The organism is Enterobacter cloacae complex sp. 2021EL-01169 (genome assembly GCF_020733125.1).
Classification (GTDB): Bacteria; Pseudomonadota; Gammaproteobacteria; order Enterobacterales; family Enterobacteriaceae; genus Enterobacter; species Enterobacter roggenkampii.
Genome location: NZ_JAJFTC010000003.1, coordinates 207450 through 219517, shown reverse-complemented (window position 1 = coordinate 219517; position 12068 = coordinate 207450). Strand labels below are relative to the sequence as shown.

Annotated in this window: 14 protein-coding genes, 1 tRNA gene and 1 pseudogene; 3 read left to right on the top strand and 13 right to left on the bottom strand. The window is 54.3% G+C overall.

Features of this window, described 5'->3' with window-relative positions; all coding sequences use genetic code 11:
• Window positions 1–35: 35 nt before the first annotated feature.
• Window positions 36–542 carry a G/U mismatch-specific DNA glycosylase gene (gene mug / locus LLF79_RS12255; protein ID WP_032675517.1) on the bottom strand — a complete coding sequence of 169 codons (507 nt, stop codon included), beginning with the start codon at window positions 540–542 and terminating at the stop codon, window positions 36–38.
• 124 nt (window positions 543–666) lie between these two features.
• On the opposite strand from mug, the gene LLF79_RS12250 reads away from it, so the two are divergent.
• From LLF79_RS12250 to LLF79_RS27055, 3 genes and pseudogenes are all read left to right on the top strand, one after another.
• A tRNA-Ile gene (locus tag LLF79_RS12250) sits at window positions 667–742 on the top strand.
• A gap of 164 nt (window positions 743–906) precedes the next feature.
• Window positions 907–1044 (top strand): annotated as a pseudogene (locus LLF79_RS12245) (site-specific integrase); the annotation flags it as partial.
• 24 nt (window positions 1045–1068) lie between these two features.
• On the top strand, window positions 1069–1320 hold the full coding sequence (locus tag LLF79_RS27055; RefSeq protein WP_110915166.1) for a DUF2542 family protein: 252 nt from the start codon (window positions 1069–1071) through the stop codon (window positions 1318–1320).
• 227 nt (window positions 1321–1547) lie between these two features.
• Here LLF79_RS27055 and LLF79_RS12235 read toward each other — a convergent pair whose 3' ends face one another.
• The 12 genes from LLF79_RS12235 to LLF79_RS12180 all read right to left on the bottom strand — a co-directional run bounded on the left by LLF79_RS12235 (window position 1548) and on the right by LLF79_RS12180 (window position 12067).
• Window positions 1548–1748: an ogr/Delta-like zinc finger family protein gene (locus tag LLF79_RS12235; protein ID WP_069598791.1), complete on the bottom strand. Its 201-nt coding sequence runs from the start codon at window positions 1746–1748 to the stop codon at window positions 1548–1550.
• A 67-nt stretch (window positions 1749–1815) separates the two neighbouring features.
• Window positions 1816–2970 carry a phage late control D family protein gene (locus LLF79_RS12230; RefSeq protein WP_069598792.1) on the bottom strand — a complete coding sequence of 385 codons (1155 nt, stop codon included), beginning with the start codon at window positions 2968–2970 and terminating at the stop codon, window positions 1816–1818.
• On the bottom strand, window positions 2967–3431 hold the full coding sequence (locus tag LLF79_RS12225; protein WP_206805914.1) for a phage tail protein: 465 nt from the start codon (window positions 3429–3431) through the stop codon (window positions 2967–2969). Before LLF79_RS12225 ends, LLF79_RS12230 begins: the two co-directional genes overlap by 4 nt.
• Before the next feature lie 11 nt (window positions 3432–3442).
• Window positions 3443–5704 carry a phage tail tape measure protein gene (locus LLF79_RS12220; protein ID WP_227879571.1) on the bottom strand — a complete coding sequence of 754 codons (2262 nt, stop codon included), beginning with the start codon at window positions 5702–5704 and terminating at the stop codon, window positions 3443–3445.
• The gene (locus LLF79_RS12215) at window positions 5697–5816 is read right to left on the bottom strand and encodes a GpE family phage tail protein (protein WP_023616176.1); all 120 of its coding nucleotides are present in this window, start codon (window positions 5814–5816) and stop codon (window positions 5697–5699) included. The genes LLF79_RS12220 and LLF79_RS12215 overlap by 8 nt, the downstream gene beginning before the upstream one ends.
• 32 nt (window positions 5817–5848) lie before the next feature.
• Window positions 5849–6151: a phage tail assembly protein gene (locus LLF79_RS12210; protein WP_227879570.1), complete on the bottom strand. Its 303-nt coding sequence runs from the start codon at window positions 6149–6151 to the stop codon at window positions 5849–5851.
• 56 nt (window positions 6152–6207) lie between these two features.
• Window positions 6208–6726, bottom strand: coding sequence for a phage major tail tube protein (locus LLF79_RS12205; RefSeq protein WP_045910027.1), 519 nt, complete (start codon window positions 6724–6726; stop codon window positions 6208–6210).
• 11 nt (window positions 6727–6737) lie between these two features.
• On the bottom strand, window positions 6738–7925 hold the full coding sequence (locus tag LLF79_RS12200; protein WP_227879569.1) for a phage tail sheath protein: 1188 nt from the start codon (window positions 7923–7925) through the stop codon (window positions 6738–6740).
• 387 nt (window positions 7926–8312) lie between these two features.
• Entirely contained in the window at window positions 8313–8750 is a 438-nt protein-coding gene (locus LLF79_RS12195) for a tail fiber assembly protein (protein ID WP_023616180.1), read from the bottom strand.
• A 2-nt stretch (window positions 8751–8752) separates the two neighbouring features.
• On the bottom strand, window positions 8753–10624 hold the full coding sequence (locus tag LLF79_RS12190) for a phage tail protein (RefSeq protein WP_069598794.1): 1872 nt from the start codon (window positions 10622–10624) through the stop codon (window positions 8753–8755).
• 11 nt (window positions 10625–10635) lie between these two features.
• Window positions 10636–11166 carry a phage tail protein I gene (locus tag LLF79_RS12185; protein ID WP_023616181.1) on the bottom strand — a complete coding sequence of 177 codons (531 nt, stop codon included), beginning with the start codon at window positions 11164–11166 and terminating at the stop codon, window positions 10636–10638.
• On the bottom strand, window positions 11159–12067 hold the full coding sequence (locus LLF79_RS12180) for a baseplate assembly protein (protein ID WP_048224966.1): 909 nt from the start codon (window positions 12065–12067) through the stop codon (window positions 11159–11161). Before LLF79_RS12180 ends, LLF79_RS12185 begins: the two co-directional genes overlap by 8 nt.
• Window position 12068: the final 1 nt, after the last annotated feature.

The following is a 12068-nucleotide window of genomic DNA, read 5'->3' as shown; positions in this document are numbered from 1 at the left end:
CGACCTGTGGGTGAGGGCATCAGACCGCAAAGGAGCTAAAGCCCCCGCACCATCAGCGCCTCATCAAGTTCCCTGTAGGCCTCCACCAGCTTATCCAGCGTCGCCCTGTTGAGCCCGCTCGGGTTCGGCAACACCCACACCTGCGTAACGCCAATCATGATGCTCTGCTTACCCCACTTAGCCCCGCGCTGGCTGAATGCCTGCTCGTAGGCCTGCTTGCCGAGGATCGCCAGTGCGGCCGGCTGGTAGTCTTCAATCTTCTTCACCAGCTCCCGCCCGCCGCTGCGCAGTTCATGCAGGTTGACCTCGCTTGCCTGTACCGTCGGCCGCTCGACCAGCATGGTAATTCCGCAGCGCGTGTCCAGCAGGTGCAGCTCCTCTTCGGGCTTGAGTAACCTGTCGGTAAATCCGGCCTGATAGATCACCTTCCAGAAGCGATTGCCCGGATGGGCAAAGTGAAAACCGGTGTGCGCCGAGGACTTGCCCGGGTTGATTCCGCAGAACACCACCCGCAGGCCAGGGGCCAGAATGTCGTTGATCATCTTTACTCCCGCTGATACATCGTTATGGAAGTATAAAGGATTGATTATGCGTTGTTTATAAAAACAGCAGGCAGGTGTGAATGGCTGGATTGCTGCGGGGAGTTACTTTATAATTCACCGCCACGGCCCCTTAGCTCAGTGGTTAGAGCAGGCGACTCATAATCGCTTGGTCGCTGGTTCAAGTCCAGCAGGGGCCACCAAATTTTAGCAGTAAATACATATACTTAGGCCACTCACGCGAGTGGCCTTTTTGTTTATTTAAATCCCGTTGGCAGCGAAATGGCAGCAGGAGTTCCATAAAAAAACCCGCCAGCAGCGGGCTAGTACGAAAGTTGTTGATGCAACCCCTTCGGATGCAGAGGTTATGATGCGCGGGGGCAACATCCTTGTACTCCAGCGCATTCCTGGTCACACTGATATTAAGGTAACGATGCGCTACGCTTACTTTGCACCTGACCACCTGAACGAAGCGGCATTGCCCAACCCACCAACAATTTTATAAACCATTGTTTTTAGAAGACAATATATGGAATGGGATACATTATTAGTATTGATCTGTGTACTTCTTTGCGGATTGTGGATGATTTTTCATTCAGCAAAAGCTCTTAGAAGTGGGGTCTTCGTCGGTTGGTATAAAGGCACATATGAAAACTACTACATCTACCGCTCCGAAACACCTATCTACTTCTACTGGTATAACACTGTGTTTTCGCTGTTCGGCTCCTTTATGATTGGTTTAGCCCTTTACCTATTGAATGGCGATTATCATTTTTTATAGGCATCGTTGGCAGCAAACCTATTCACTATGCTTTCATATTTGACATTATTCGATGCAAAAACCCATAAAAAAACAAACTAACTTATTGTTTTATAAATCTTTAAAATGGAGCTCAGAATCGCCAGGTCGCGGGTTCTAGTCCAGCAGGGAATACCAAATTTAAGCTGTAGAATCATATGATTAAGCCACTCGATTGAGTGGCTTTTTTATTGATTTTTTTGAACCCGCTAACCCTGGCTCAGCGAAGCCGTTCGGGCATGGTCAGAGGCACCAGGGGTCGCAATCAGACGCTCTACGGACTCCATCGTCACGAACGTACAGCTGCAGTCCACATTGGTGCACTGGTGATAGCGCTCTTTGGTATTTTCACTTAAATAGCGACTGGTACGCGCATGCGCTGAATGCTTGCACTTAGGACAATGAAACATGTACCTCTCCGTTTTATTCACATTTTGTGAATCAATGATACCCAAAACAAACTTAAAGGCAAATGAATTACTCACTATCGACAGAGAATTTTTCGTCAGTGGCATTCAGTTCAAGCTTAAGCTGCGTGGTAAATCCACTCCTGTTGAGGGTGTGAACCACCTCGCTGATAATCCACGCCTGCTCGTCAATAACGCGTTTAAAACCGTTTACTAATACCGGCGTTTCGGGGTACAGATTGGCTCGCCCCAGCGCCAGCTGGATAGAAAAATTCACGGTACCCCGCTGAAGCGCGCGCCACTTCGCCTCTGCGGCCCTGAGTGCCTGCTCTTCAGAGGCATAGACCGTGGTGAGCTCAAATACGTTTTCCGCCGATCCCACCAGCCTCTCTTGCGGCTTCTGCTCCTTGCCTCCTGTTTCCGCTACCGGTGCGACGGCATCCGGGTGCTGCAGTGCTTCTGTCGGCTGTCCCCCTGACTGACGCGAAATACTCAATTGAGGATTTTGTTGTTTTGGGTCGCGCGTTTGCAACCATTTGGCCGTCACGCCGGAATAATTTTCACGGTCAGCGACGGAAAAAAGGTGCTTATCACCATCCCCACGCTCAATCATCATTAAGGGAATCGGCGTACCGCTGGCCGTCACGGCATGGCCCGCCTTCATAAAAATAACCTTCCCGGCTTTGATTGAAACAAAGGCGCCATTACGTTCGGCCAGTCGAGAGAGAAACGCAGCGTCGGTCTCCTGAGACTGATCGATATGAGAAATGGCAATCGATGAAAGACCTGCCGCAACGCTGGCAGTTAACTGGTTACGCTGAGCAATAGTGTTGACTATCGCGCCGATCGTCGTGTCATGCCATGACTGTTCGCGCCGCACGTTTAGCTTTCCACGAAAATCCGCGCTGCATCCCCGAATCGTCAGCGTATCCGGTGCGCCCCGAAACTCAATCGTATCGATCGTAAAGCTCCCTTTCGGCTGGAGTGGGGTTCCCTCCCATCCCAGCCATAAGGAGAGCCTTGCCCCCCGGGCTGGCAAGTCTAGCAGCCCGTCGGAATCATCCAGTTGAATATCCAGCTGATCGGCTTCCAGCCCACGTTTGTCGATCATGCTCAGGCTGATAAGACGGTGGCTGAAATTCTGTGTGACATCGCGATCGTCAAGCTTAAGCATAAAATCAGGGGCGATTTTCCCACCCGCCCGGATATTCATTTCGGTGATCATCCCACCAGCCCTCCAATGCTATTACGTGCGCTCGTCACCAGCTCTTCGGCCTGGGTTCTCAGATCGCCAAACATCGTCACCAGCGATTCGTCCACGCGTTTCAGTTCCAGCGTAAAATTAATTTTTCGGGCAGTACCGTCACTGTAAAAATCCGAATGCGTATGCGTGACTTTCTCAATGATAAACATGCCGTGAATGATGCCGGTTCCGTCTATCAACGGCCATGCCCTCCCCTCATTCGCCATCAGCTCAACCGCCTTGAGGGAAAGTCGCCCTCCCGTGAGCTCCGGGTAAAGCAGTCCGGAGAGGGTAAAAGATGTCTCGCCTTCGCCAAGGTACTGCCAGGCTTTAGATTTCCCGATCCGGTCGTTGGACGCCCAGCGGTAGTCCTTTGTAAACTGCATTGTCTGATAGGGTAAAGTTCGTCGTTCAAAGACAAACAGACCCAGCACCATTAACATGTTCTCTCTCCTCAACCGTACATAAAGCTGGCTTGCCGCTGTCTCGCTTTATCACGCTCACTGTTCTCGATTTCCTCCCGGATTTGACGAGTCAGATCCGTTGCGGAGGCCGCGCTCCCCTGCAGCGTGATGTGATATTCGCTTTTACTCTGATCGACGTAAGAGCGTCCTCCCGGCACGAGGGTGGGCTGATACCCCTGACCGCCGCCAGAGATCCCCGCCACCAGAATGGACGCACTGCCCGCAGGAGAAGATGCCGCGTCTGCTTTTGCCGCCGCGGCGTCGAGATGACCCGACTCGTTTTTGATCAGTCCGAGTTTTTCCAGCAGCCAGCTGGCCTTACCGCTCAGGCTGTTAAAGAGATTAAGCGGTGCCATTAGCGCATCCCCCAGCGCCTGACCGAACGCCACACCGACATTTTTACAGCTGTCGAGGGTTTCCTGCGTCGCCTTAATCGGCGCAATCAGATCAGTGAACCACTGCCAGATCCCGCCCAGTTTTTCTGAGATAAAACCAAACGCCTGTAAGAGCGGAGAGAACAGCTCGCCCAGCGGTGCGAATACCGCAGACAATCCCTCAATCACCCCGCCAAAGAAGGCGCTGATGGGCTCCCAGTATTTGAAAATCAGCAAAGCACCGGCGGCAATCGCCGCGCCAAGGGCTATCACCGGCCAGCTAAGGGCGCCCAGCACCGTCATGACGGCACCGCCCACCACGCTGAATACCGTTCCTAACATCCCGGCCGCGGTAATAACCATATTGATGCCCGTCAGAACCGGGCCAATAACCGTGCCTACGCCACCCAGTCCCCCAGCAAATGCCTGCGCGCCGACAACAATACTGGCGAGGGTCTGCGTCAGCTCAGGGTTGGCATTCACCCACAGGGAGGCCGTGCCAAGCCAGCCGGTTGCAGTTGTTATCAGGTTGCGCAAAGCGCCATCTGCTTTATCAAATACGTCAATCTTAAGCCCGCTCCACGCGGCCTGGAATTTGCTGATATCGCCGTCAAGATTGTCGGTCTGCACGGAAGCCACGAGCGCGGCACTGCCCGTTGCCCCCTGCAACTGCTGGCGTTTTTTATCAAGCGCGCCGTTACCCGCGGCTGAACGCAGTGCATCCGGAGCCAGGGACTGTCGCAGCATCGCGCTGAGCGCGTCCCCGGCGGCGGCACCGTTCATTCCCTTTTCCGTCAGAACGCCAAGCTGCGCGATTGTCTCTTCAAGACCCATACCTGTCGCATCCGCAGCGGGCGCAGCGGAGGTGATGGCCGCCGCCATCTCAACGAGACTGGTGTTCGAAGAGGTAAACCCGCAGGTAAGTAAATCTGCGATGCGTCCCGCATCCGTATCGGCCAGGTTATAGGCGGCCTGCGTGCTGCTAAGTACATCGGCCGCTTTAGCCGCGTCGACATTCCCCGCCAGGCTGAGGTTAACCGTGGGTACTGTGGCAGCCATAACCCCATCGGCGTCGTAGCCTGAACGAGCCAGTTCGGTTTGTGCACGGACGACCGTATCTGCGGGTACTCCGGTCCTGGCACTGACCTCCCGCGCCTGCTGGCGAATGGCCTCAAGCCGGGCGTCACCCTTCTCCAGACCAAGGCTTGCCTGAATAGTCGACATCTGTTTTTCAAAACTGATGCCAGGCGCCATAAACCGGGACGTCTGATCAAAGCCCGCTTTGGCCATGCCCACGCCCGCATTAGCCAGCTGATGCACCCGCGCGGCAACGCGTTTGCCTGACTCGTAGCGATTCTGAACGGTACTCAGCTGCGCCTGCTGCTGATTGACGCGGGCCAGCGCATCCCGCTGTCGGTTAAGCTGCTGCGTTTTTTCGCCGATCTGACTTTTTAAACGACGCTCATCCGACGAAAGCGTTCGCGTGTTGATTCCCGCCTGAGCGAGCTCAGTCCGCTGACGCTGTACCGAGTAACGTAAGCTGTTGTACTCAAGCTTGAGGTTGGCTGCCGATTTTCGGGCTGCGGACAGCGCATCAGCCTGTGCCTGAGTAGGGTTTTGTGTGTTTTTAAACTGCAACGCCAGCGCCGCCGCCTGCTGTTTCACCTGAGCAAGCGACTGCTCCGTCGTGGCGAGCTGGGCATTTGCTTTTCTGAAGCCGTTAATGCGCCCCGCCTGCTCGTCGAGCGCCCCCAGCGCCGCCTGCGCATCGCGGATATCGCTCGCGAGAGTCAGGCTGGCGTTCTGAAGAGCGTTAAGCGGTCGGCTTGCACGATCAACTGCCTTAAGCAGCTCCTGAAGACTGACATTATTACTCATGGTGGTTTCCGCTTCGCTGCAGCGCTTTTTCGCGCCATAAGAGGAGTTCGGTCACGCTAAGGGAGTACAGTTCTGACGGCGGCCAGTGAAAAATCACCGCGATATCCGCCATCAGATCGTCGACCGACAGGTTTTCGGGAAATCTCAGCGAGCCGAAGCCGGTGACAAAAAACCGATCACCTTACCGGCAAAAGAGAGCAGATCGCAGGCATCCAGACGCGCAACTTCATGCTCGGTCAGAGCCGGCGAGGTCATTCGCGGCAGCACCTTGATCAGCGCATCAACGTCGGATTGCGCCAGCGAGGCCAGCGAGATCCCACGCAGAGCCCCGGCATTCGGTTTGGAGACCGTCACCTGTTCAATTTTTTGCTCGCCGCGCTGAACGGGGCTATCAAGCGTGACGATGTATGAGCTGTTGTTCATGGCGTTCTCGTTGCTATTTTCCATTTCATTACTCTTCTGAAAGTTAGCTTACCGGCCGGCTATCCCGGCCGGTTAAAGGGTTACAGGCCGATGGCCTTACGGTGTTCAGCCAGACGATCGACACCGTCGACTTTCAGCACCATGTTGATGATGTCGATCTCGATGATCTCTTTGCCATCAATGGTCAGCTGGTAGTAGGCGCACTCGGTGGACATCTTGGTGGTGCCGCTTTCGCCCTGCTTGTTCTCACCGCCATCAAACTCTTTATGACGGCCGCGCATGACGATTTCGACGGCGGAGATTTCGCCGGTATCATCACGCTGGAAAGAGCCGGTAAAGCGCAGCGGCACGCTGTCCGCGCCCGGAGAGGCGTACTGCGCCCACAGCGCGGCGTCCGGCAGACCGCCAACGGTCCACTCCAGCGCCAGGGCATCATCGTCCAGACCGAGATCGACAGAGACCGAGCCCGGCATACCGCCGCCACGATACTTCTCCAGCTTGCGGGTAAGCTTCGGTAGGGTCACAGACTCAACAACGCCCATATAGCTCAGGCCATCGTTGAACATATTCAGGTATTTAAGTTTGCGTGGTAACGCCATGCTTCAGCTCCTTAGCTATTAACCGAATCTGACAGGTCTGCCAGATAGGTATCGGTGATGCGCTGGCGCAGGGTCAGATTTTCCAGCGGCGGGACAGGGGTGTAGTCGTAATCGATATACAGTTTCCCCGCTTTCAGGGTGGTTGCGTCGTTCGACTCAGGGTCATACCAGCAGGAGCCGTCGACGATATAGCCGTTGGTTTTCAGCTCGCGGAACTTGGCATTAATACCGGAAACGATGTCGCGGATAAGCGTTGGGGTGATGGGTTTATCCATCGCCCACGCGTGCGCTTCCGCCATGGTATCGGCCAGCACCTGCGCGGTACGGGTGTAGTTTTCAAAGACGAATAACGGGTCGTCTGAGCAGGTACGGTTACCCCAGAATTTGAAGCCGTCGTTGCGAATCAGCGTGGTGACGCCCGCCTGGTTAAGCAGGTTCGCATCGGTAGCCTGTTCCTGCAGATCCCAGGAGACAGAAGCGCTTACGCCCGTGACGCCGTTGACGCCAACGTTTGACAGGGTTTTATGCCAGCCGATGGTCTGGTCGATTTTGGCGCGCAGGCCAAGCGCGCGAGCGGTTGCCCAGGCCGTCGTCGTTGCGTTCGTGGTGGTATCCCATGCCAGAAAATCAGGGTGGATAACCATCAGCTCGCGCTGGCTGAAGTTTTTGCGGTAGTCGATCGCCTCAGAAATGGTTTTACATCCCCATGCGCTGACATAGCCGAACGCGCGCAGGCTCTGGCACATCGCGGCCAGCGCGGTTGCCACCTCCTGAGAATCCAGCCCCGGCACGCCGAGAATACGTGGCTTAACGCCGGTTACCGTTTTCGCCGTGAGAAGCGCCTTCAGGCCGGTATATTTACCGTTTTCATCGGTGGTACCGATGATGTTGGAAACGGTCTGTTTGCGCGCCTCTTCCGGGGTTTCAGCGGCGCCTTCAGCCACGCGAACAACAACGACAACCGGTTTACACTGGTCAGCAATCGCCTGCAGAGAAGCGGACAGCGTCCCCGCCTTGCCGGCTTTCGCAATCGCAGTTTGCACGTTGGTAATGAGCACGGGCTCGTTTAAAGGAAATGTCTTGTCGTCAGCATCGCTGGCCGTACAGACCATACCGATGATTGCCGTCGAGACGGTGGAAATGGTGCGGGTGCCATCGTTGATTTCGATAACTTCCACGCCGTGGTGATAGTCGCCCATCCGGTTAACTCCTTCGTTTAGTGGTGAGGCTATTTTCTCTTGGGCGAAGGAGGTATGAAACGTAATGCCGTTGGAGGTAGGGCAGCACAACATAGAGTGAGTGGTTGACCCGCGCGGGAAAGGTGACTGAGCGTTTTGAGCGATCAATCATAAGTAATTGATCGTCGATTACCATTATTAATGAGTGAATATTATCGATATCGTTGCGCCATTAACGAGGTAATAACGATTTTACTCTGGTTAGCTGGCGGTCTGACTGCATGATGAATTTTTGGTTATTACTGGCTAAAATTTTTTATCGGTAATAAAACAGAAAAATATGAGTAATGCCCCTATAAATAAGAAATAGCCCGCGTGATGCGGGCCTTTTCTTTATAATAAGACAGTTTAAACAGATATCCACTCAGGAGTTTTAGGCCAGTCTGGTACACTGAGGTCAACCCCCGTCAGTTCAACAACGTATTTTTTCAGTTCTTCCAGTTGTGTTTTTTCTTCCTCGGTAGCCATCCCCAAATCAACTGCAGACTGCAGCGGAAAAGCGCTTACCGCCGCCTCGCGTTGCCTGCTCAATAGCTCTCTGCGATTAGCTGCGAGGATTTCTTCTGGTGTCCTGACCGGTGCGGCTACAGTGACCCACTCCATCTGTTTGCTCTCGACGTTGTAACTGGGGGCGCAGTTAACGGGAGCGGCGCCGACAAATTTTTCATGCTCTGAATCACTGACCCGGACAAGGTCATCCGGCAGAGCGTTAACAGACTTGTAATAGCGCAAACTTTTAATCGGATAAAAGCCGCGCGTTTTATTGCTGAATAACTGACTATGCATAACTAATATCCTGTTACCACAAAAGAGAAATAGCCGCTCATATTTCGCGAGTGAAGAGAGAAAGCACTTGCACTTAAAGGGTTAGCTGTCCAGTATGAATCTTTGTCATTTCCCCCTGTTCCGCTGAAAGAGCCACCTATTGCGAGGATTCCGTTAGGAAAAGCAGCCGGAAGATAAACAGTGACATCCGGGTTGGAATTGGAGTTGGAAGCAACCCCGCCAATACACTGCATGAACACCTGACCGTTGCCGTGACGGTAATAGGCGGAGCTGTTTCCGGTGGTGGTCGACCCTGACTGGTTCGGTGGTGGGTTGTTCGAAGAATAAACCCTTACCTGCCCGCCGGATTCAAACACCCCTTGACCCGCAACGATATTGCCTCCGCTGTTAATTTGCCCAGCAGCAAAAATTGAGTCACCGCTATAAAGCCGTTGGGGTGCATTGAATGTTCCGTTTGCATCAAAAGAATACAGGGCACCACTGCCAGAATCCCCAATGATATGAACGACTGCGGAACCAAAATCATTTTTACCCGATCGTAATATGCCAAAACTAACAGAAGCGCCATATCCATGACCACTCGTTACAGACGTTCCTTTCACGATCGGAAGGTATACCGAATTATCTTTAGCGGTAGTGTATCCACCAACAAAAAACGGTGCTGAGCCATTCGTATATTGATGTGCAAATGCCCCACCTCCCTGCCAGTATTCCGGCTTAGTGGCGTAATACTTTGCACCATCGAGATAATCAACGCTTCCCCCGTAGTTTGTGAGAACTTTCGTCCAGCTCCCCCAGTATCCGTTATCTCCATTTAAGGTACGGAATTTTAGTTGTTTACCACCATCACTATAAGACGCAGCATATTGCACCCGATAGTTACCACCCAGTCCTCCCACATCAAGAATTGTCGCCTCATAGCCAGGTGAATAGGCAGCACTGGCATAACAGAAACTTACGGAATTAGCAGGAAGACCGCTTGCGTCTTTAATCTCTCTGCTCGCTTCAGCAGCAACAGACCGTATAGCAAGCGCACCACCGTTAACAACCACGCGCCCGGGCGTGATGTCGTCACGACTTTCCTGGGCATTTTTACCAGCAGCAGTACCCAGACTGTTTTTCAGTTTTATGAGATCATCACTGACAGTCTTCACAGACTTTGGTGTGGCCGCAAGCGTCTCTGAAGCACTATCGGTCGCACTGCTAAGCTGAACAATCCCCTTTTGTCCGGTAGTCGCATCCTGAGCCGTATACTTACCACGGGCAAGGTCGTAGGCAGCCTTAACCGCTTTCGGCGTTGCGGCCAGCGCTTCAGACACACTATCAGTCGCACTACTGAGCTGCGTAAATCCTTTAGCCGTTAGCGTGGCATCGGGATGGCGGCGAGACTGCTCATGCTCCTCAAGCTTCTCATCAACATACTCCTGGGTCGCCATTACCGTAGACGTATCTATCGAGAGCTCGACCGAGGCGATATCACTGACCATGATCACCATTCTCACGGTCTGTGCACGGCCCGATCCCTCCTCCAGCAATGGTTTGTAACTTTCCGCCATGTTGCCGACGGCAATCAGCGTACCGGTGTCATCGTAAAGCCCCATCTCACGCATCCAGAAACCACCCGCTTCGGGAGGAATGAGAAGCTCCGCGATTACATAGTTAAGCTTTTTATTGTCCTGGCTAATTTTATTCAGCCCATGGCGCCAGACTTCATTAACCAGCTTCGTCTGCCCGGCATCAGGAACCGGCAATGTGCCGCCACCGTCACCCACGGCCATCGCCGTAAAATTGACTTTCTTGCCGTTCGGGACGGTCGCGGCAGCCAGTTTTTCGGCACCGGCTTTGGTGATAACCGTTTTATATTTCACTGTCATTGTGCTCTCACTTATCCGGGATAAACCGTGATGATGTCGCCGTCATAGCTCAGGGCACCGGTATAGAGATAACCCGGAATGTCCTGGATGATATTCAGGCCAATAAGGTGGCGGCTGGCAGGCTTTGCATCAGCAATAAGCCTCTCCATTTCGTAATACATTTCCTCGGTGATGCCCGTGTCCAATACGCCGATATCAAGGCGGAAGGTGCCGGGCGGATCGTTGGTTTGCCACCACTCGGTAACGTTAATCAGATAGCCAAGCGGCTCCACCACGCGACGCACGGCGCCTATCGTTCCCTTGTGGGCATGAATAAACCACGCGGCGCGGATCACCTCCCGTTTGGTGGCCTCCGGCCAGTTCTCATCCCAGCGGTCAACCGAAAACGCCCACGCCAGCCAGGGCAGCAAATTCGCCGGACAGGTGTCCGCATTCCAGAGATGGCGCAGCGGAACCGGCGTATTTTCGATGTCCGCACAGGCGCGCGCCGCGGCGACCTCAAGCGCCGATGAGCCGACCGGTAAAAGGCGGGCATTACTCATCGTTTCCCCCCACGGTTACGCTGTAGTGGCTGCACCAGGAGGCCTGAGTTTCATCAAGCACGATGTCAGCCGCGGGTGCGGTCAGTTCCACCCGCTGCACCCCTTCCACGTGAAGGGCAGCGTAAATGGCTGACTTGCGGATATCGCGTCCCAGCCGATGCTGAGCCGTGATGTAGGTCTGTAATCGGGCTCTTGCCGCATTGAGTACCGGTTCACTTTCGGGGCCGGGAAAAAGGAAAAGCGATGCTTCAATGCTGTAGTCGACAATGTTGGCCGACTGGACGGTCACGCGGTCGGCGACGGGCCTGACGTCCTCATCGTTCAGCGCATTGCGAACAACGGCGAGCAGTTCCTCAGACGCTACGCCGTTATTCTCCCGGGAGAGCACGGAAACCGTGACGTTTGCGGGCTGTGGGCTAATGACGGAAATGTCAGCCACCCGACCATCTGCACTGCGGCCATGGAACTGATACGCGCCCGTCGAACCGGCCACGCTCAGCCCTTCCGGCGCTTGCTGGATGCGCAGACGAAAGTCGGTATCGGACTCCATCACAGCCGGAGTGGGCGGTAACGTGGTGTCGTCGGCAGGGGTAATCGTAAGACGCGCAAGGTTCGCGTTTGCCCCGATCTGGTCCAGGTCGTGGCCTGCCGCATAGGCCAACATGACCGCCCGTGCAGCCTCGTTTACGCGCTGGCGCCAGATAACTTCCCGGTAGGCGTTCTCCTGCAGCAGCTTCACAATCGGCTCGGATTCCAGCGTCAGCGTCCGTGCAATCGCCTCTCGCTCCTCTTCCGGATAGAGGGAGACAAAGGTGGCCTTTCGTTCTGCCAACAGCGTTTCATAATCCACCTCCTCCACGACATCAGGCGCGGCGAGCTGGCTCAGATCAACAATAGCCATA

What these genes read in the sequence shown, in the direction of transcription:
- mug (WP_032675517.1), bottom strand. Translation starts at nt 542, where the DNA reads ATGATCAACGACATTCTGGCCCCTGGCCTGCGGGTGGTGTTCTGCGGA.
- LLF79_RS27055 (WP_110915166.1), top strand. Translation starts at nt 1,069, where the DNA reads ATGGAATGGGATACATTATTAGTATTGATCTGTGTACTTCTTTGCGGA.
- LLF79_RS12235 (WP_069598791.1), bottom strand. Translation starts at nt 1,748, where the DNA reads ATGTTTCATTGTCCTAAGTGCAAGCATTCAGCGCATGCGCGTACCAGT.
- LLF79_RS12230 (WP_069598792.1), bottom strand. Translation starts at nt 2,970, where the DNA reads ATGATCACCGAAATGAATATCCGGGCGGGTGGGAAAATCGCCCCTGAT.
- LLF79_RS12225 (WP_206805914.1), bottom strand. Translation starts at nt 3,431, where the DNA reads ATGTTAATGGTGCTGGGTCTGTTTGTCTTTGAACGACGAACTTTACCC.
- LLF79_RS12220 (WP_227879571.1), bottom strand. Translation starts at nt 5,704, where the DNA reads ATGAGTAATAATGTCAGTCTTCAGGAGCTGCTTAAGGCAGTTGATCGT.
- LLF79_RS12215 (WP_023616176.1), bottom strand. Translation starts at nt 5,816, where the DNA reads ATGGCGGATATCGCGGTGATTTTTCACTGGCCGCCGTCAGAACTGTAC.
- LLF79_RS12210 (WP_227879570.1), bottom strand. Translation starts at nt 6,151, where the DNA reads ATGGAAAATAGCAACGAGAACGCCATGAACAACAGCTCATACATCGTC.
- LLF79_RS12205 (WP_045910027.1), bottom strand. Translation starts at nt 6,726, where the DNA reads ATGGCGTTACCACGCAAACTTAAATACCTGAATATGTTCAACGATGGC.
- LLF79_RS12200 (WP_227879569.1), bottom strand. Translation starts at nt 7,925, where the DNA reads ATGGGCGACTATCACCACGGCGTGGAAGTTATCGAAATCAACGATGGC.
- LLF79_RS12195 (WP_023616180.1), bottom strand. Translation starts at nt 8,750, where the DNA reads ATGCATAGTCAGTTATTCAGCAATAAAACGCGCGGCTTTTATCCGATT.
- LLF79_RS12190 (WP_069598794.1), bottom strand. Translation starts at nt 10,624, where the DNA reads ATGACAGTGAAATATAAAACGGTTATCACCAAAGCCGGTGCCGAAAAA.
- LLF79_RS12185 (WP_023616181.1), bottom strand. Translation starts at nt 11,166, where the DNA reads ATGAGTAATGCCCGCCTTTTACCGGTCGGCTCATCGGCGCTTGAGGTC.
- LLF79_RS12180 (WP_048224966.1), bottom strand. Translation starts at nt 12,067, where the DNA reads ATGGCTATTGTTGATCTGAGCCAGCTCGCCGCGCCTGATGTCGTGGAG.